Genomic DNA, 19,162 nt, shown 5'->3' on the forward strand with positions numbered 1-19,162 from the left:
CACCGTGGACGGGCACTGTGGATTCGGCCCCGTGGGACCTCTCGATGGCGCTGACCGGCAAGGTGGTTCTCGTCACGGGCGCCGGATCCGGGATCGGTGCGGCGGTCGCGGTGCGGGCCGCGTGCGCCGGGGCCTCGGTCGCCCTGGTGGGCCGGCGGGTCGGGGCGCTGGAGGAGACCGCCGCGCTGATCCGGCGCACCGCCGGCGAGCGCACCCGAACCGCCGTACTGCCGTGGGACGTGCGCGCCGAGCCCGGCGCGGATCGACTGGTCGGCGCCGCGATCGAACGGCTGGGCCGGATCGACGGACTGGTCAACAACGCCGGCGTGGCCCGCTTCGCGCCGTTGGAGGATGCCGCGAGCGCGGATCTGGACGCCATGCTCGACACCCACATACGCGGCCCGGTCGCGCTGATCCGGGCCTGTCTGCCGGCACTGCGCGCGGACCGGGGCAGCGTGGTCAACGTCTCGTCCGTGGGCGGGGTCCTGGCCATGCCGGGGCGGTCCCTCTACGGCGCGAGCAAGGCCGCGCTGAACAGCCTGACCCGTTCGCTGGCCCACGAGTTGGCGCCGGACGTGCGGGTGAACGCGGTCCTGCCCGGGCCGGTGGAGACCCCGATGTACGACGACCTCGGCTTGGACGAGCCGGCGACGGCGGCGTTGCGGGCGGGCCTGCTCGCCGGCACGCCGATGGGCCGTTTCGGTACGCCCGACGAGGTCGCCCACTGGGTGTGCGCGTTGCTGGACGCCGAGCGGTCCGGGTGGATCACGGGCGTACTGCTGCCGGTCGACGGCGGGCGCACCGCGTAGGGCGGGCTTCGGACAGCGTCCACCGCCCGCGGCACGCCGGGGCTGCCCACGCCCGACACGGGCCGTATCACGGCCCGGCACGGGCGCCCGGGCCACCACGGACCACACCTCATCGACATCGCAGGAGGAGAGACCGTGACCACCACCGAAGACGCCACGACCGTATACGGACGACCCGAGTTCGCCGACATCGACATCGGCGACACGATGCGCCACGGCCACCCCGACATCACCGACGGCGACCGGTTGATCGTGGACCTGGTCCGCCGCCGGGCGCAGACCCTGGGCCGCCCGCTGACGGTGATGGACGTCGGCTCCGGGTCCGGCGTGGTCTCGGCGATGTTGGCGCACAGCCTCCCGGGACACCGGGTGATCGCCAACGAGGTCGAGCCCCGGTTGATCGCCCAGGCCCGCGCGCGGCTCGCCGACCGCGCCGGCGGCGAGGTCTTCGACCGGCCGTTCCAGGAGTGGAAGGAGCCGCTGGACGTGGTCATCTCCTGGGGCTCGCACCACCACCTGCCGAACACCTACCTCGACCATGTGCGCACGCTGCTCGTCGACGACGGCGTGCTGATCATCGGCGACGAGTTCTGCCCGGAGTACTGCGACGACAACGACGCGGCCCGGGTGACCACCGCCGAGGTGATCCACCTGGCCGACGGCCTGGTGCTGACCTCGCACCGCGAGGTGGCCGCGTACCGTGCCGAGGGCGTCGTCCCGCAGTGGTCGCGCGACCTGGAGGCCAAACGCCGGCGTGCGCTGTGGCACTGGTACAAGTTCGTCGTCGACTACGCGATGGCCAAGGACAACTGGACCGTGGTGCTGGCCGAGTTGCAGATCACCCGCGACGACCTGACCACGTCGTTCGACGAGGAGCACAAGCTCTCCCCGCTGATCGTGCGCCGCGACCTGGAACTCAACGGGTTCCGGCCGCTGTCTACCAACGTCATCGGCAACCGCCCGCCGGACCTGCAGAGCTTCTACCTCTACGAGTTCGCGCCCCGGCCACGGCGCTGACGCGCCTTCGGATCCGCCCCCGCGCCGGCCCGAGACCCTTCGGGCCGCGTCGGTGGCGGCTCTCGACGACCTGCGGCGCCGCCACCGCCGGGTGGCGCGCCTCGCGAAGCCGTCCGGCACCCGTCGCACCCACGCGTACCAGCGGAAAGAGAGCCCTCATGTCGACCTTCGAGACGAGCGCGGCACCCTTGGCCGTCTCCCGCGCGGCGTCCATCCCGCCGTCGTGTCTGCACGACGTGTTCCGCTCGGCCGAGGTGTGGGAGCGCACGCACCGCCGCGCCGCGATCCGATTGCACGTGGGCGAACCGTCGTTCGCGCCCCCGGCCGAGGCGGTCGAGGCGCTGGGCGCGGCGGCGCGCGACGGGCGCGCCGCGTACACCTCGGCCGAGGGCATGATCGAGCTGCGTGAAGCGCTGGCCGCCAAGTTGGCCACCGAGAACGGCCATCACACCGCGCCGGACCGGGTGTTCGTCTCCCCCGGCTCGTGTCAGGGGCTCGCGGCGTTGATGCAGTCGATGGCCGATCCCGGAGACGAGATCCTGTTGCCGGAGATCCACTGGCCGATCCATCTCCAGCAGGCCCTGCTGGCCGGGTTGCGGCCGAGGTTCTATCCGCTGGACCGGGACTTCCGGCCCGACGTGGACTCGCTGGCCGACGCGGGCGGCCCGGACACCCGGCTGATCCTGCTGAACACGCCCTCCAACCCCGCCGGTGTGGTGCTCGACGAGCCGTTCCTGCGGGCGGTGTTGGACCTCGCCCGGCGGCGGCGCTGGCGAATCATCAGCGACGAGGCGTACGAACACTTCGTGTTCGAGGGCACGCACGTGTCCATGGCCGCGCTGGAGCGGGACGTGCCGGAGCGGGAGCGCCTGGTGCACTCGGCGTTCAGCTTCTCCAAGAGCTACGCGATGACCGGCTACCGGCTCGGCTATATCGCCGTGCCGAACGAGCGCGCGGCGAGCGCGCTGCGGGTGGTGCAGGAGGCGAGCATCGTGGCCCCGCCGACTCCCGTGCAGTACGCGGGACTCGCCGCACTCGGTGCCCCCGGGGCGGCGGCGCGCAACCGCGAGACCGTGCGGGCGAATCGGGATCGGGCCCTGCCGGACCTGGTCGCGGCGGGCCTGCTGGGCCGGGTCCCGCCGGGCGGCTGGTACGCGCTGTTGGACCTGGCCTCGGTGGGCCTGGACGCCGACGTGTTCGCGGCCGAGTTGCTCGCCGAGCACGGTACGGCAGTGGCGCCGGGCCGGGGTTTCGCGCTGCGCCCGATCATCGACGCGCACTGCCGGGTCACCGGCCTGGGGCAGTCGCCGCGCTCACACGGGTTGTTGCGGATCGCCTTCTGCGGCGACGGCGAGTTGCTGCGGGCCGGCGTCGAACGGCTGCTCACCACGGCGTCGGGCGGTCGGGAGTGAACGGCTCCGCGGCCCGCACGTCCGCCCCGCACCCGAACACGAGCGCGGCCGACGGCGCCGCCGGGCCCACCTACGACGGCTATCTGCGCCTGTCCACGATCCTGGGCGCGCAGACCCCGACCACGGCGGAGAGCGACCGGTGTACGCACGCCGCCGAGCACTTCTTCATCGTGGCGCACCAGAGTTGCGAGTTGTGGCTCAAACAGGCGCTGCTCGACCTGGAGTTGGCGGCCGACGCGATCGGCTCCCGGCCGCGCGATCTGCACCTGTGTCTGGAGCAGGTTCGACGTACCACACACGTGCTGGCCATGATCGCCGAGCACTTCACCGTGCTGGAGCGGCTGACCGTGTCCTCCTTCGCCCGCTTTCGCGGCGCGCTCGGGCGGGCCAGCGGGGCACAGTCGGCGCAGTTCCACGCGCTCTACCGGGCGTTGGGGCTGTACGGCGCGGAGAGCGCGCTGTTCCGCGAGTTTCTGGCCGCCCTGGCCGAGCGGGATCTGACCGTGGCCGAGGTGTATCGGCGGGCGCCGCAGTCCGGGTTGCCGTATCTGCTGGCCGAGGGTCTGGTGGACCTGTCTCAGGCGGTGCGCCGTTGCCAGTTGGCGCATGTCGAGGTGGTGGTTCGCCAGATCGGCGCCCGGCCGGGGACCGGTCGCACCACGGGCGCGGACTTCCTGGCCCGGCGGCTGGCGGTGCCGTTTCCCGAGCTGTGGGAGGCGCGCGCGGCGTTGCACGGGTCCGGAGTGGTCGGGGTCGGTGGGGGCGGGCGGTACGACCGATGACTTGCCGATAGCGCGTCCACACATACGCCGCCGGTACCGAGCCGAATGGCCCGGTACCGGCGGTCTTTCGCGGGTCGGCTCGCGGCGGCGGAGTCAGCCCTTGGCGGTCGGCGCATTCGGCGCCGGCAGCGTGCAGTTCGCTCCCCGATCCGGCAGCCGGCCGGACGTGAGGTAGGTCCGGACCGCGTCGTCGACGCACGCGCTGCCTCGTCCGTACGCGGTGTGCCCGTCCCCCGCGACGCTCAACAGCCGGGCGCGGCCCATCGTTTCGGTCACGTCGCGGGCCCAGGCGAGTGGGGCCAGCGGGTCACCGTCGACGCCGATCACCAGTGCGCGGTCGGGTCCGGTGTAGCGCCAGGGGCCCTCGAAGCGGTGCTCGGCCCGGACCGGCCACTGCGCACACTTGAGTTCGCCGTAGCCGTACAGCCGGCCGAAGTGCGCCGACGCCGCAGCGGCTGCGGTGAAGTGCCGGTCGTGCGCGCGCAGATCGGTGGGCACGTCCCGGTCGAGGCAGGAGTTCGCGAGCTGTTGGGCCGTCACATCGTCCGGGCCGGTGGGCGGTTCGGTGGTGGGCACGTCTTGGGCGGCCGTCGCCGCCAGGTACGCGGCGAAGCGTGGCCATCCTTCGGAGGCGGCCAGTCCGCCGATGACCTGGGTGAGCAGCAGGCCGCCGGTGAGGATGTCGTGCCGGCCCGGGTGGGCGATCCGGTTGCGTTCCAGCTTGTCCACCAGCGCGTCGAACGCGCTCACCGGGTCTCCGGCCCCGAACGGGCACGGCGCGGGATTGCCCTTGCACCAGTTCAGGAAGCGGCCGAGCGCGACCTCGCCGGCGGCGAGTTGTTCCCGGTCGAAGCGCAGCGGCTCCAAGACGTAGTCGCGGGCGTCGATCGCCGCGTCCAGGACCATCGCACCGACGCGGTGCGGGTAGCGCGCGGCGTAGATCTGCCCGAGCACGGTGCCGTAGGACTGGCCCAGGTAGTGGAGCCGGTCGTCGCCCACGGCCCGACGCAGCAGGTCGAGGTCGGCGGCCGAGTCGGCGGTGCTCATCGTGCGCAGCAGCGTCGGGTCGGTGTTGCGGGCGCATGCGGCGGTCAGCGCCTTGGCCTCGGCGAGTTTGGCCGGGCGGTCGGCGAGCGTGGGGTAGGCCGGGAGCGGTTCCTCGATCTCGCGTTCCTGCTCGTAGCTCATGCAGTGCGCGCCGGGCGCGCTGTTCGACTGGCCGCGCTGGTCGAAGCCGACCACGTCGTAGCGGTCCGCGAGGGCCGCGAAGGGGGCCGTGCGGGTGCGCAGCAGGGCGACGCCGTTGCCGCCCTGGAGCCCGCCGTTGACGAAGAGTGTGCCGATCCGGTGTGCCCGGTCCCGGGCGGGGATGCGGATCAGGGCCAGGTCGACGGTCTTGCCGTCGGCCGCGCCCGGTCGCATCGGGACGCGGGCGGTCGCGCATTCGAAGCCGTCGCCGCAGCCGGACCAGGTCAGCTTCGGCACTGCGGGCCCGGGGGTCGCGACGGCCGAGGACGGTACGGCCAGGGTGGTTGCCACGGCGGCCAGCACGGTGGCCGTGGACACGAGCCACGAGCGGCGGCGGGACGTGGTGGGTGGTCGCGGCTGCGACTGCACGGTGGTCTCCTCGCGATCGGGCACGCCTCGCCCGACCGGCGGGCGCGCGGTACGACGGACACCACCACATGCTCGAACACGAGCCGTTCGGCCGCGCGAGATCTTTGTCGGATCTGTCGCTCCCTCGGCGCACACGCTCTGCCCCGACGCGGGTCCGGCCCCGGCTCAGTCCGCGAATTCGGTCTCGGCCCGCGTACAGCCCCGGAACGGCGCGATGTCAAAAGCGCGTTGCTCGATGCCCTCGCGGTCCGCCTTGCGCAGCTTGCGTACCGTCTCCACGGTCAATCGCAGCGTGCGGCCGCTCTTGCGGGACCGCCACAGGGCCACGAGTTCGCCGTCGCGCAGGACCACGCCGGGGTTGCCGGTGTGCTTCCAGACCCGCTTGCGCAGCGCGCCGTCCGGGACGGCGGTCTCCCGGTCGCGCTGGTGCAGCCACGGGTCGTAGGCCGGGAGCACGCGCAGTCCGCGCACCTCGGGCGGGTCGACGAGCGCCCGGTGGTCGTCGCGATGGATCCACGCCGTGCGGCCGTCGACGCGCACCTCGCGCAGCTCGTCGGCCGCCGCCCGCCACGCCTTGGCGGCGACCGGCTGCGCGGTACCCGCCCACTCGGCGAGGTGTTCGGGCGTCGAGGGTCCGTAGGCGCGCAGGTATCGGCGCACGAACTCCTTGCGCGCGACCGATGCGGACCGGTGCGGCGGCTTTTTGCCCAGCCACTGGTCGGTGCGCACGAACGAGGCCTCGCGTCCCGCGCGCGGCGCGATCACGAACAGGCCGGTGAGCGAGATGGCCCGGGCCAGGATCGCGGTGAAGCTGCTGAAGGTGTCCGGCTCGAACCATCCCGCGAACTCGCCGGGCATCCGTTTCCCCAGCGCGACCCCCAACTCGCGCTTGGTCAACACCTGTCCGTCCAAGGCGTCCTCGATCGCCGCCCGGGTCAGCTCCACGACGTCGACCGCCGAACGTTTCATCCCGTCGAGCATCGGCACGAAGCCCTGCACGGCCACCCGCCAGGACTCCTCGTCCTCGGGCAACATCGGCCGGGTGAACACCGGGAGGTCGCGGGTCGGGAACAGGTACGGCGACTGCCGCACCGTCCAGGCCTGGAGCAGCGACTTGTCCTCGGCCAGGGCCCGGTCCACCTCGTCGACGGTCAGTCCCGGTACGCGGGCCAGCAGCGCGAGCGGTCCATTGCCCGGTGGGGTGTTCTGGGCACCGACGGCCGCGGCGGCCCACAGGTCGGGCGCCGGACTCGCGTCGGTCAGCTGGTGGCCGGCCGCGCGGAACGCGAGCACCCGCTCCCGGTCCACGTGTTCGCTGTCGCCGTCATTCACGAGCGCACCTCTTCGTTCGATCGATTTCTCGGACGCGTCGGGTCGGGAATGCCTGTCGATGCTACGCCGATATCCGCCGGCGTCCGTGCCCGGGAAGGATTCCGTACAGATGTCCGACAGAATCTTTGCGGCGTTCCCCGGTCCGGGGTAATCGTGCAAGTAATGTGATTTCTCCGGGAAATGAGGCGCGTACCGAGTCGCCTCGGAACGGATGGCGATGCCTGTTCCCGATCGTGCGGACGAGCCGAACCCCGACTGCGCCGACCGTGCCGACCCGGCGATCGGGTCCCTCCCCCGGGCAGTGGCCAAGATCGCGCGCCGTTCGCCCGGTCTGGCCGCCATCTTCGACGCCCACGGCGAGACCTCGTTCGCCGCACTGGACGCGGCGGCGGACCGCTGGGCGGCGGCGGTGGCCGGGCGGGTCTCCCCCGGCGGGTGGGTGGCGGTGTGCGGGCGGCGCGGCGCGTCGTTGGTGGCCGCGGCGTTGGGTTGTATGCGGGCGGGCCGGGTGTACGTGCCACTGGATCCCGCCCATCCGAGCGAGCGCATCGCGTTGACCCTGTCGGATGCCCGTCCCGAACTCGTCCTGGTGGACGAGGGCGCGCCGGCGGCGGTGGTCGACGCGGCCCCGGCACTGCGGCTGGACGCGGAACCACCGGGCGAACCGGCTGGCCCCACACGTCTGTTCCCCTCGGACCCGGCGTATGTGATCTACACGTCCGGCTCGACCGGCACGCCCAAGGGTGTGGTGGCCACACACGGCGGACTGGCCACCCTGGTCCGGGCGTTGCGGGCGCGGGGCCCGGCGCTCGCCGAGGGCGACGTGGTGTTGTCGGTGGCCTCGATCGCGTTCGACATGTCCATCACGGACATCTTCGTGCCGTTGGCGGCGGGAGCATCCGTCGTGCTGCCGCCCGACGAGCGTACGCGTGACCCCGATCTGCTGCTCGACCTGATCGACCGGCATCGGGTCACCACCGTTCTGGCTACGCCGTCGTTGTGGCGCATGTTGGTGCTCGCGGGACTGGGGACCGACGGTCGGCGCCGGGTGTGGGCATTCGGCGGCGGGGAGAAGCTGACCGAGCGGCTGGCCCGCGAACTCCTGGAACGGACCGAGTCGTTGCACAACGGCTACGGCCCGACGGAGACCACGGTCTACGCCACTTTCGCGCCGATCTCGGATCCGGACCGGCTGCCGCTGGGTGGTCCGATCCCGGGCACGCGGCTCTATGTCCTGGATCCGGACGGCGAGTTGTTGCCGCCGGGTCCGCGCGGTGAGCTGTACGTGGGTGGCCTCCAGGTGTCCTCCGGCTATCACCGGCGGCCGGCGCTGACCGCCGAGAAGTTCGTCCCGGACCCATTCTCCGGAGTGCGCGGTGCGCGGATGTATCGCACCGGCGACGTGGTCCGGTTGACCTCCGGCGGCGACCTGCACTTCATCGGGCGTACCGACGACCAAGTCAAGATCCGTGGCCATCGTGTCGAGCCCGGCGAGGTGGTCGCGGCGCTGGAGAAGTCGCCGGCGATCCGCCAGGCGGCGGTCCTGGCGCACCGGGATACGCTCGCCGGCTATCTGGTGGCCGAGCCGGGGCACGCACCGACCGCCGCCGACGTACGTGCGCATGCCCGTCGCCTGCTGCCCGAGGCGATGGTGCCCGATCGGCTGTCGTTCCTGCCCGCGCTGCCGATGACGGCCAACGGGAAGGTCGACCACGCGGCGCTGCTCGCGTGGCAGGAGCCGGCCGAGGCCGCGCCGGACCCGGCCGGGCCCGACCCCGACGGGGCGCCCGACGGCCCGACCGAGAAGGCGGTGGCCGAGGTCTGGGGCGAGGTGCTCGGGCTGGCCGAGGTCGACGCCCGGGCCGGCTTCTTCGACCTGGGCGGCCACTCGCTGCTCGCCATGGAGGTGGTCTCCCGGCTGCGCACCGAGTACGCGCTGGAGCTGCCGGTCTGGGAGTTGTTCGCCGAGCCGACCGTACGCGCGTGGGCTGCCGTGATCGATCGTGCGTCCGCGTCGCCCGCCGACGACGCCGACACGCGGGAGCGCGAGGCGGAGCTGTCGCCGGAGCAGCGGGCGCTGTGTCGGGCGGAGCGGCTGGTGCCCGGGATCACCTCCCCCGGCCTGGCGGTGCGGGCCACGCTGACCGGCGCCGTGGACACCGGGCGGGTGGTCGAGGCGCTGGCGGCGGTGGTGCGACGTCAGGAGTGCCTGCGTACCCGGTTCGCACCGGTTGCGAAGGACGGCAGGCAACTCGTGTCGCCCTACGTGGAATTCGACGTGTTCGAGGAGGATCTGCGGGATGCCCCGGCGAAGGCGCGAATCGACGCGGGCCGGTCGCATGCGGCGATGGATGCCCCGTTCGACCTGGCCCACGGGCCCCTGTTGCGGGCGGCGCTGCGGCAGTTCGCGGACGAGCGCTTCGAGTTGGAGATCCGCGTGCACGACGCCGTGGCGGACGTCGCGTCGCTGGGGGTGATCGTGTCGCAGTTCGCGGACGCGTACGCGGGCGATCCCGCCGCCGCACCCGACGACGCCGGGCGGTTCGCGCCACTGGCCCGGGCTCGCCGCGAGGCCGCGTCGGGGGCGGCCCTGGCCGACGCGGTCGCCGCGTTGCGCACCGCGTCGGACGGTCTCGTTCCGGTTCCCGAGGGCGGCTACGACACGGGCCTGGTGCCGGTCCGGCTGGACGCGGCGGCGGTACCCGGCCCGGCGCGGGAGAGTGCGTTGACGCGGGCGATGCTGCGCGTGTTGCCCCGGGAATGGGGGGCGTCGATGGTGGTTGCCCGGGTCGAGCCCGGGCGTTCGGCGGATACCGGTGACCTGGTCGCGCCGTTGGCCACCCTGACATTGTCGACGTGGGATCGGCCGTCGGGCGGCGAGCCGGTCCCGGCGTCGACAATGTCGGCGGTGCCCGCACAGGCCCTCCTGGACACGGACGGGCTCGGCGGCAGGCCGGAGCTGCGCCGGGCCCTGCCCTGGCTCGCCCTGACCCTGCGCGAGCCCCTCCCCGCGCCGCGCGAGATCGGCCCCGGGGTGTGGCTGGAGCCGGTGTCGCCGCAGCCGGAGGCCGCCCCGCGCGAGAGCGCCCAGCGCACCGCGCTGCCGGTGTCGGTGGACCTGTGGGCGGACGGCGACGACCTCGTCGGCCTGCTCCAGCACCGCGTCGACCTGCTCGCCCCGGACGCGGCGCACGAACTCGCCGCGGGCTTCGCCGAGACCGTCGCACAGGAGCAGCAGGGGCAGCGGTGGCCGGTCCGGACATGAGGGCGCCACGACACGACGGCGCGGCCTCGCCCGAGAGGGGCGAGGCCGCGCCGTTCGTGGGTGTGCGGCGGGATCAGGCCGCCTTGCGGAACACCGACACGTGCCGCGTGCTCTTGGCCGTGAACGGCTCGCCCGTCCAACCCCCGTACCGATCGACCGGTTCGAGCCCGGCCAGTTGCGCCATCAGGTCCAGTTCGGCGGGCCACACGTACCGGACCTGATTGGGATACAGGCGGATGCCTCCCTCGCTCACCACCACCACCTGGGTCCTGATCCGCTGGCGCACCGGGTCGTGCATGGTCGCCTCCAGGAACACCCGGTCGCGCTCGACGCTGCCGGTGGCCAGGCGTTGCCCGTCGGCGTCGGTGCGCGTCAGGTCGGGCACGTGCATCTCGGCGACCAGGGTGCCGTCCGGCTCCAGGTGCTCGGCCGCGTTGCGCAGGCAGCGCACCTGGTCGCGCTGGTCGAGCAGGCACAGGAAGGTGTTGAAGACGATGTAGACCAGGGAGAACGTGCGGTCGACCGCGACGTCGGCCATGTCCCCGAGGATCACCGGGAACGTGTCGCCGCCGGGCCGCCGGCGGAGCTTGTCGATCATCTTGTCGGCGCCCTCGATGCCGATCACCTCCAGGCCCGTGGCGGCCAGCGGCAGGGCCACCCGGCCGGTGCCGACGCCCAGTTCGAGGACCGCGCCCTTGCCCGCGCGTTCGGCCAGGAACTCCACCGTGGCGGGGGTGTCGGGCAGTGGGCCGGTCCACTCGTCGTACACCTCGGCGACGGCGTTGTACGCCGCCGCGTTCGATCCGGTCATGGTCCTCTCCTCGACGTTCGTGGTGCCGTGGCGATCGTTTCGGGGGCGGCCAACTCCGCTCGAGCGACGCCGACTTCGAAGTACCTGCGGGCCAGCGGCTCGTCCAGGACCGGGCAGCGCACGTCGAGTTCGGCCAGCGCGGCGTCGGTGCGGTCCGAGGCGACGTCCGGGATCGTGGCGGCGCCGCCGGCCGACGAGCCGGGCAGGGTGGCCGCGATCCGCCGTACCTCGTCCCGGTCCGAGGCAACGGCCGCGTCCAACAACCGTCCTCGCCACAGGGCGAAGTCGACGGGGCGCAGCCGATGGCCGAAGCGGCGCAGCCAGGAGAACAGCGTGGTGTAGCGGGTGGGTTCGGGGGCGATCAGGTGGTAGGCGGGCGGTGCCGCTCCCGTGCTCGCGTCGGTCAGCCGTACGACGGCCCGCGCCGCGTGGTCGACCGGCGCCCACCACAGCGGCGCGCCGGCCAGCGGGGCCGCGCCCATCGCGGCGCACGTACGCAGGAACAGCCACGCGTAGTCGTTGGGGTTGGACACCCCGGTGCGGGTGTGCCCGGCCAGCGCGCCCGGGCGGAACACGACGGCGTCCACGCCGCGTTCGCGGGCCCGGGCGACGAGGTCCTCGGCCACCCACTTGCTCAGTCCGTAGCCGCCGAGCGCGCCGGCGGGGCCGAGTTCGGCGAAGTCCGGGACGACATCCGGGGTTTCCCGGTCGCCGGGCGCTCGCCCGTAGAGCACCGACACCGTGGACACGTGCGCGAGTCGTTTGGGTCGGCCCTCGCACACCAGGCGCAGCACCTCCACGGTGCCGGTGACGTTGGCGGCGCGCAGCGCCTCGTACGGGTAGCTGACGTTCACGCCCGCGCCGCAGTGGTGGATCGTGTCGACGTCGTCGAGCACCACGCGCCGGTCGGCGTCGGACAGGCCGCAGCCGGGTCGGGCCAGGTCGCCCGCGAGTGCGGTCACCCGGCCGGACCACGCGTCGCTCCACAGGTCGAAGTCGCGCAGCGCCGCTTCCAGGCGCTCCTGTGCGGTGCCGTTCCGGGGGCGTACCAGGCAGTGGATCCGTCGGTCGGTGTGCTCGGCCAGTTCGGCGACCACGGCGGCGCCGAGGAAGCCGTTCGCGCCGGTCACCAGGACGGCGCCGGGCCGGTCGGAGCCGCCGGGGGTGTTGCGCGGCACCACGTCGGCGGGCAGCAGTCGGTCCTGTTCGACGGTGTTCATCGCCAACTCCACAGCGGCGAGGGCCCGTCGTCGTCCCAGCCGTCGCCCTCGGCGGGCCGGGCGGGGTCGCTCACCGGGTCCGCCGCGCCGGGCTCGGCGGGCGCGGGGCCGGGCCGGCCCGCGTCCGGTTGTTCGGGCCGGTCCGGGGCCAGGATCCGTAGGTCGTCCTCGGTCAGCAGGATCGGGATCGACGTCCTCACCACCGCTCCTCACGGTTGTCCGCGTCGCACGGCCCGACCGGCGCCCCGGCCGTCGCGGACGCGGTACGAAACGACCACACGCGTCGTACTCCGGCGGCCCGCAGTCGCCGCCGGGCGTCGGCCACCCGGGCCGCCAGTTCGGGGGCGGCCGGGTCGAACAGCACGGCCAGGACCCGGCCGCTGTGCGCGACCTGGACGCCGATGCCGTCGTCCGCGCGGCAGATGCGCTCGGCGAGCGGCAGCGCGGCCTGGGGCAGGAAACGCTGGTTGAGCCGGGCGCTGGCGGTGGCGGTGCGGGCCAGCAGCGCGCAGTCCGTCTCGGTCACCGCGCGGCGCAGCATGGTCCGCAACCGCCGCAGGTGCTCGATCTCGTGCGGGCGGTACACGCGCGGCGGTTGGGCGATGGTGTCCACGTCCGGTCCGCCCACATCGAAGCCGAGCACCTCCAGGGCCGGCAGCGGGCCGCCGAGGTCCTCCAGGACGTAGCCGTCCCGGTTGGCGTACAACACGGCGCGGTGTCCGAACATCACGCCGTCCGAGGCGCCTTCGGCCCGCACGGCCAGGGCGGCGACCTCCGCCTCGGTCGGCACGCGGCCGTATGCGCGGGCCACCGCGCGGATCGTGCTGACCACGTCGGCGGTGGAGGAGCCCATGCCGCGTTCGACGGGGATCGAGCTGTGTACGCTCAGCCGGCCGCCCTCACGAACGCCCAGTCGGCGCAGCGTCTCCTCGGCGGCGCCGGCGGCCTTGGTCTTCCACACCGGGCTGACCGTGACGCCGAAGGCGCGCTCCGGGACGAAGGTGGCCCGGGCGTGCAGCGCGGGCAGAGGCAGCGAGACGACGGCGTGTGTGAGTCGGCCGTCGTCGCGTTCGAAGACGCCCTGGAGGATCTCGCCGTGATGGGCCATCGCGCTGCCCAGGGCCACGCGGGGCCGCGCGGGCGGGCCCACCACGGTGAGCCGGGCCGCCCGGCCCCGGTCGAAGGCGGCGGGATCGACGGTGGCCGCCATGTCAGGCGTGTCCCGTGGGACGACCCGGCAGGGCGGCGTCCGGGTCCTCGACGGGCGCGCGCAGAGCGGCGTCCGGGTCCTCGGCCGGCACACGCATGGTGGCGTCCGGGTCCTCGACCAGCGCCCGCAGCGCGGCCTCACAGGCCGCCGCGAAGCGCTCGACCGAGGCGCGTTCCCACAGCGCCGTGCGGTACTTGACGTCGAACAGCAGCCCGTCCTCGACGATCAGCGTGGACACCTCCAGGTCGGTACTGGCCTTCGTGTTGGCCACGATGCGCCCCGGGCGCACCCGACAGCCCGTCAGGGTGAAGCCGGATTCGGCCTGGAACACGTTGAGCGTCACGTACGATCCGCGCCCGCCGACCACGAGCGAGTCCGCTCCCGCGGCCCGCAGCGCGTCACCGGCGGGGCAGGACTGGTTGGCGTAGGCCCCGGCCACCACGGCCCGGGTCCGGGTCAGGTGTTCGCGCCAGGTGGAGACCGGGGCGAAGTCGTCGAAGCGCAGCACGAGCAGGTTGACGAACGCCCCCATGACGTCCGCCGCGTCGAGGTCGAGGCGGTTCTCGCACGGGGTGAGCAGTTGTACGTCGTCCTGCCCGGACCATTGCCGCAGGACCGCGGACAGCGCGGAGGCCACCACGATGAACGGGGTGACCCGTTCGCGGGCGGCGAAGGTGTACACCGCGTCACGCACATCCGGCGGCGCCGGCCGGTACACGACGTCCCCGTCGAAGGACGGCGCCTGCGGGCGGGGATGGTCGGTGGGCAGGGACATTTCGCGCAGGCCGGCGAGGCGGCGGCGCCAGTAGCGGCGCTGCTCCTCCGCGCCACCGGTCCCCGCGCGGCGGCGTTCGGCGGCGACGATGTCGCGGAAGGTCGTCGTGCGCGGCGCGGGCAACTCGCCCTCGCCGGTGGTGCGCCGGCGGTAGTAGGCGGCGATCTGCGGGAACAGCACCTTGGTCACCGCCCAGTAGTCCATCACCAGGTGGTGGCAGGTCAGCAGCAGATCGCGGGTGCCGGTGTCCAGACGGACCACGGTCAGCCGGATCAGCGGCAGTTCGGACACGTCGAAGCCGCGGTCGGCCCGCTCGGCGGCCACCCGCGCGGCGGCCTGCTCGCGCTCCTCGGCGGGGGTTCGGCGCAGGTCCACCACCTCGATCGTGAACGGGTGTTCGTCGTGCACCCGTCGGCTCGGGGCGGCGTCCCCCTCGCCCAGGTGGTAGGTGGTGCGCAGGATCTCCTCGCGGTCGATCGCCTGCGCGAACGCCCATTCCAGCGCGCCCTCGTCGAGTGGCCCCTCGACCCGCAGCGACAGCGTGAGGGTGTTGACCGCGCTGCCCGGGAGGAACTGCTCCATCAGCCAGAACGGCTCCTCGGCCGCGCCGAGCGCGTTCGTGCGCTCGGTGGGCACCGGCGGTGCGAGCGGCGTGGACACGTTCGGCGCGACCTCGTCCGGCTCGTCCGCCAACGCCTCGATCTCGTCGTCGGTGAGCGTCTCCAACTCGGCCAGGGCAGCCGCGACATCGGGATGACGGGCGGCGATCGCGGCGGCGAACGTGTGCAGTTCGGGGTGCTCGAAGACGAAGAGCAGCGGGACGTCGGCCCCGAACTCCTCGGCGAGCATCTGGGTCATCCGCGAGGCGATCATCGAGTGGCCGCCCACCGCGAAGAAGTCGTCCTCGCCGGTAATCGTGTCGTCGTCGAGAAGTTCGCGGCACAGGGCGACGACGCGCCGCTCCACCGCCGGGGCGCGCCGCGCCCGCGCCGAGGCGGGACCGGCCGGCGCCGGCCGGTCCTCGCGGGGCGGGTCCACGATCCGCCACAGCAGACGACCGTCCTCCATCCGGCGCACCCGCAGCGCGCCGCCGTCGGGCGCGGACACCGGGGCCGCGTCGACGTGCAGCACACCTTCCAGGCCGCAGGGGGCGGGCCGGCCGGTGGGCTCACGCACCTCGGCGCGGCCCGGAACGGCCGTCACCTCGCCGCGGTCGCCACCGGGCCAGGCCCGATCCACGCGCAGCACGACCGGCCCGGACGGGGTGGGCACGGTGTGCCCGTCGCCGTCGGCGACCGGTGTGGGCGAGGGCGCCGAGTCGGCCGGGGCGGGCCCCAGTTCCAGGGTGTCCAGGGTCGCGTCGGGGTCGCTCATCGCCGACTCCACGGCCGTCGCGACGTGCTCCACGAGCCGTTCGACGCCGGCCGCCGCGAAGATCGCGGTGTCGTACTCGACGGTGGCCACGACGTCGTCCCCATGCCATTCGAGGTTGAACAGCAGGTCGAATCGGCAACGGCCGCGCGGCACGTGGGCGACGCTCATGGTCAGGCCCGGGAAGGTGTCGGGGCGAAAATGCAGCGGCGGCGCGTTGAACACCACCTGGACCAGTGGGGAGTAGCCGGGATCGCGGCCGACCAGGCTCTCCTGCACCACCTGGCGGAAGGGGATGAACTGCCGGTCGTACGCCGTGAGCGTGGCGTCGCGGGCGGCGGCGAGCAGGTCGGTGAACGGCAGTTCGCCCGGCGTGCGCAAGCGCACCGGGATCATGCAGGACAGCGGCCCGACCACGTCCCGGTACTGCTCGGGTCGGCCGTCCCCGCAGATCCCGACCACCATGTCCTCGGCGCGGGTGTGCCGGTGCAGCACGGTCGTGAACGCAGCGAGCAGCGTATGGAACGGGGTCACCCGATGGCCGGCGGAGAAGCGGCGCAGTCGGGGTACCAGGCCCGCCGGGAAGGGGTGGATCGCCAGCGCGCCGCGATTTCGTTTGGTGGGCGGCCGAGGGGCGTCCTCGGGCATCCGCAACACATGCGGGGCGTCGGCTAGTTCGTCGATCCAGGCGGCGCGCTCGGCGTCCAGGTCGCCACTGTCCAGGAGTTCGCCGTGCCAGCGGGTGAAGTCGCGGTAGTCGGCGCGTACCGGCGGCAGTTCGGGGCGGCGGCCGGCTCGGTGCGCGGTGTACGCGAGGGCGAGTTCGTCGAGCAGTTGCGCGGCGGCGCCGGCGTCCATCACCTCGTGGTGGAAGGCGAGCACGAGCAGGTGCTCGTCCGGGCCGAGCCGGGCCAGGCCGAACCGTACCGGCGGGTTCGCCGAGGGCCGGTACGGCTTCTCCACCAACCGCCGGGCCCAGGCGAGCGCGTCGTCGGGGCGGCCGGTGAAGTCGGGCGGCGCATCCAGCCGCACCGACCACGGGTCCACCACCGTCTGGCGCAGTTGGCCCTTGTCCACCGGCAGGATCGTGCGCAGCGCCGCGTGCCGCTCGACGAGCAGGTCGAACCCGGCTTCGAGGGCGGGCACCGACAGCGGGCCGGTCAGCCGGAAGGCCAGGTGCTCGTTGTAGACGGCGGCCTCGCGGTCCATCTCGTCGACGAGCCACATCTGTTCCTGTACCGGTGTCGCGGGCAGTGCTTCGGTCGGGGTGGCCGTCACGACCGGGTCACCTCCTTGGCCCCGGCCGCCGCGACCGCCCCGGCTCGCGGGTGGGCCGTGATCGGCAGCCGGGTGAGTCCGTTGATGAAGTTCGAGCGCAGGTGCACGGGATCGCCGGCCAGTTCGAACCGGTCGAAGCGGCGCACCAGTTCCTCCAGCAGCACGGTGAGCGCGACCCGGGCGGCGGGGCCGCCGACGCAGTAGTGCGGGCCGATGCCGAAGGCGATGTGCGGGTTGGGCTTGCGGTCGATCAGGAACGAGTAGGGGTCGTGGAACACCCGCTCGTCGCGGTTCGCGGACGCGACCCAGGCCACCACGAGTTCGCCCGCGTCGATCCGGGTCCCGGCGATCTCGACGTCGGTCAGGGTGCGGCGCATGAGGTGGTTGGTCGGCGTGGACCAGCGCAGCGCCTCCTGCACGGCCGCCGCCGCGCACTGCGGGTCGTCCTGGATCCGCCGCCACACGTCGGGGCGTTCGATCAGCGCGAGCAGCATGTGGGTGCCGGTGTGCGGCGTCGTGGTGGTGGCGCCCATGACGAAGCTGTAGCAGTTGAGCAGGACCAGGCTGTCGTCCATCGGCGCGCCGTCGATCTCCACGTGCGCGAGCCGGGTGACCAGGTCGTCGCGGGGTTCGCGGCGGCGGTCGGCGATCAGTTCGCTGAACATCGCGAACAGGTCGTGGTGTGCCTCGCGCAGCGTCCGGTCGGTCCGTCCCTTGGCGAACTCCGGGTCGTCGGGCGCCACTCCGGCCATCGTCCAGTGCGGGATGTCGGCCCAGTACTGCGGGGGAATGCCCAGGATCTCGCCGACGGCGGCCATCGGCAGGTCGAACATCGTTTGGGCGAAGTCGTGTTCGCCGCCCGCTTCGAGCGGTTCGATGATCCGCAAAACGTGTTCGCGGATGCGTTCGGTGCGCTGGGCGAGGATGTTCGTGGTCATGGTGTGGAACGCGGGTGTGCGTACCGCCGTGTGCCGGGGGCGGTCCATCAGGTTGATCGTCTTGCCGCCGGCGCTGTCCCCGCCGGTGACGTCGAGGATGGTGCCGTGCTCGGAGCTGAAGCGACGCGCGTCCTTGAGCACGCGCACGACGTCGTCGTAGCGCGTGACGGACCAGAACCGGGCGCCGTCGGGGGTGTGTTGCGCCCACACGGGTGCCACCTCGCGCAGCGTCGCGAGCGCGACGTGTTGCGGATGGGTCTGGAATCGGCGTGGATCGTAGAGATCGATCGAGTCGAGCGGCACTCGCTCATCGGTCCCGGGGCCGGTCATGAGCATCGCGGAGTTCTCCCGTCCTGCGTCCAGGCGCACTCGGTGCAGCGCACGCACGGTTCGGAACGTATATCGGCGGGAGCGGCTCGGCAATGATTCTTTCTCGGTCCCGAAAGGAATCGCCGGACGGGGGCCGCGGACTTCTTTCCGAAGTCTTTCGATAAATCCCAGATTCCTTTCCGACGCGCCCTGGGCCGACTACCTTGTCCGGGGTGAATACACCTGTGAAGAGCGGGAAATGGTTGCTTCGAAAGCCGCCTGAAGACAGCGCGACACTGTTGTTCTGCTTCCCGTACGCGGGGGTTGGCGCCTCCTCGTACCGGCAGTGGCCGCAGTCCCTGCCCGACGGCATCGCCGTATGCGCGCTCCAGCCGCCCGGCCGGGAGAATCGTTATCGCGAACCCGCGCCGACCGATCACGCCGGCTTCGCCGCAGACCTGGTCGCGCAGCTCGCGCCACTGCTGGACCGGCCGTTCGCCTTCATCGGGCACTGCGGCGCGGTGCCGTTCGCGCTGGAGACGATCCTGACCCTGGACGATCGGGGACTGCCGCTGCCCGAGCGGCTGTTCGCGTCCAGTTGGGGTGCGCCGCACCGGGGGCTGTACGGCGAGCTGAACTTCGTCGACCTGGACACCGCCGACCTGGCGGAGGAGGTGCGGCAGCGCTACCGCCAGTCCGGGCAGGGCGAACCGCCGGAGGAGATGGCCGAACTCGGCGCCCGGGTCCTGCGCGAGGACCTGGAGGTGCAGCGGCCCTACCGCTACGACGTCGCCCGCAGGCTGCCGTGTCCGGTGACGGTGATCTCGTGGTCGGAGGACGACGTGGTGCCGCCGGAGACGGTGCCGCCGGGCTGGGCGGAGTGCGCGGACGTGCGGGTGGAGGCGCTGGCGGGCAGGCATCTGGATTTCCTGCGCTGTCCGCCGGCCCTCGTCGAGGTGGTGACGCGGGACCTGGCGGGCGGCGGGGCATCCTCCGACTGAATGCATGCGTCCGAG

At 73.0% G+C, this 19,162-nt stretch carries 14 protein-coding genes; 6 read left to right on the forward strand and 8 right to left on the reverse strand.

Annotated features, from left to right (window positions below; translation table 11 throughout):
- The first annotated feature begins 17 nt into the window (after positions 1 to 17).
- The 4 genes from ACMXN5_RS01040 (at position 18) to ACMXN5_RS01055 (ending at position 4,020) form a co-directional block, all read left to right on the forward strand.
- A complete protein-coding gene (locus ACMXN5_RS01040; RefSeq protein WP_439673539.1) occupies positions 18 to 809 on the forward strand; it encodes an SDR family NAD(P)-dependent oxidoreductase in 792 nt (263 codons plus the stop codon).
- A 135-nt stretch (positions 810 to 944) separates the two neighbouring features.
- The gene (locus tag ACMXN5_RS01045; protein ID WP_439673540.1) at positions 945 to 1,826 is read left to right on the forward strand and encodes a class I SAM-dependent methyltransferase; all 882 of its coding nucleotides are present in this window, start codon (positions 945 to 947) and stop codon (positions 1,824 to 1,826) included.
- A 158-nt stretch (positions 1,827 to 1,984) separates the two neighbouring features.
- On the forward strand, positions 1,985 to 3,238 hold the full coding sequence (locus ACMXN5_RS01050) for a pyridoxal phosphate-dependent aminotransferase (RefSeq protein ID WP_439673541.1): 1,254 nt from the start codon (positions 1,985 to 1,987) through the stop codon (positions 3,236 to 3,238).
- Positions 3,235 to 4,020, forward strand: coding sequence for a tryptophan 2,3-dioxygenase family protein (locus ACMXN5_RS01055; RefSeq protein WP_439673542.1), 786 nt, complete (start codon positions 3,235 to 3,237; stop codon positions 4,018 to 4,020). The genes ACMXN5_RS01050 and ACMXN5_RS01055 overlap by 4 nt, the downstream gene beginning before the upstream one ends.
- Positions 4,021 to 4,113: 93 nt before the next feature.
- Here ACMXN5_RS01055 and ACMXN5_RS01060 read toward each other — a convergent pair whose 3' ends face one another.
- The gene (locus tag ACMXN5_RS01060; RefSeq protein ID WP_439673543.1) at positions 4,114 to 5,637 is read right to left on the reverse strand and encodes an alpha/beta hydrolase; all 1,524 of its coding nucleotides are present in this window, start codon (positions 5,635 to 5,637) and stop codon (positions 4,114 to 4,116) included.
- A 165-nt stretch (positions 5,638 to 5,802) separates the two neighbouring features.
- Positions 5,803 to 6,969 carry a winged helix DNA-binding domain-containing protein gene (locus ACMXN5_RS01065; RefSeq protein ID WP_439673544.1) on the reverse strand — a complete coding sequence of 389 codons (1,167 nt, stop codon included), beginning with the start codon at positions 6,967 to 6,969 and terminating at the stop codon, positions 5,803 to 5,805.
- A gap of 217 nt (positions 6,970 to 7,186) precedes the next feature.
- On the opposite strand from ACMXN5_RS01065, the gene ACMXN5_RS01070 reads away from it, so the two are divergent.
- The gene (locus tag ACMXN5_RS01070) at positions 7,187 to 10,234 is read left to right on the forward strand and encodes an amino acid adenylation domain-containing protein (RefSeq protein ID WP_439673545.1); all 3,048 of its coding nucleotides are present in this window, start codon (positions 7,187 to 7,189) and stop codon (positions 10,232 to 10,234) included.
- Positions 10,235 to 10,307: 73 nt separating this feature from the next.
- On the opposite strand, the gene ACMXN5_RS01075 is transcribed toward ACMXN5_RS01070, so the two are convergent.
- From ACMXN5_RS01075 to ACMXN5_RS01100, 6 genes are read right to left on the reverse strand one after another with little or no spacing between them, the layout of a single operon-like run.
- Positions 10,308 to 11,045 (reverse strand): class I SAM-dependent DNA methyltransferase, encoded by a 738-nt coding sequence (locus ACMXN5_RS01075; RefSeq protein ID WP_439673546.1) that lies wholly within the window; start codon positions 11,043 to 11,045, stop codon positions 10,308 to 10,310.
- Entirely contained in the window at positions 11,042 to 12,265 is a 1,224-nt protein-coding gene (locus ACMXN5_RS01080; protein ID WP_439673547.1) for a thioester reductase domain-containing protein, read from the reverse strand. Before ACMXN5_RS01080 ends, ACMXN5_RS01075 begins: the two co-directional genes overlap by 4 nt.
- Positions 12,262 to 12,465, reverse strand: coding sequence for a hypothetical protein (locus ACMXN5_RS01085; RefSeq protein ID WP_439673548.1), 204 nt, complete (start codon positions 12,463 to 12,465; stop codon positions 12,262 to 12,264). Before ACMXN5_RS01085 ends, ACMXN5_RS01080 begins: the two co-directional genes overlap by 4 nt.
- On the reverse strand, positions 12,462 to 13,475 hold the full coding sequence (locus ACMXN5_RS01090) for a GHMP family kinase ATP-binding protein (RefSeq protein ID WP_439673549.1): 1,014 nt from the start codon (positions 13,473 to 13,475) through the stop codon (positions 12,462 to 12,464). Before ACMXN5_RS01090 ends, ACMXN5_RS01085 begins: the two co-directional genes overlap by 4 nt.
- A 1-nt stretch (position 13,476) precedes the next feature.
- Positions 13,477 to 16,899 carry a condensation domain-containing protein gene (locus tag ACMXN5_RS01095; RefSeq protein ID WP_439673550.1) on the reverse strand — a complete coding sequence of 1,141 codons (3,423 nt, stop codon included), beginning with the start codon at positions 16,897 to 16,899 and terminating at the stop codon, positions 13,477 to 13,479.
- Complete coding sequence (locus ACMXN5_RS01100) at positions 16,896 to 18,224, reverse strand: cytochrome P450 (protein WP_439673551.1); 1,329 nt, start codon at positions 18,222 to 18,224, stop codon at positions 16,896 to 16,898. Before ACMXN5_RS01100 ends, ACMXN5_RS01095 begins: the two co-directional genes overlap by 4 nt.
- Before the next feature lie 155 nt (positions 18,225 to 18,379).
- Here ACMXN5_RS01100 and ACMXN5_RS01105 point away from each other — a divergent pair, with 155 nt between their 5' ends.
- Positions 18,380 to 19,147: a thioesterase II family protein gene (locus ACMXN5_RS01105; protein ID WP_439673552.1), complete on the forward strand. Its 768-nt coding sequence runs from the start codon at positions 18,380 to 18,382 to the stop codon at positions 19,145 to 19,147.
- Positions 19,148 to 19,162 lie beyond the last annotated feature (15 nt).

The organism is Embleya australiensis, assembly GCF_051903075.1.
In the GTDB taxonomy this organism is placed as follows: domain Bacteria; phylum Actinomycetota; class Actinomycetes; order Streptomycetales; family Streptomycetaceae; genus Embleya.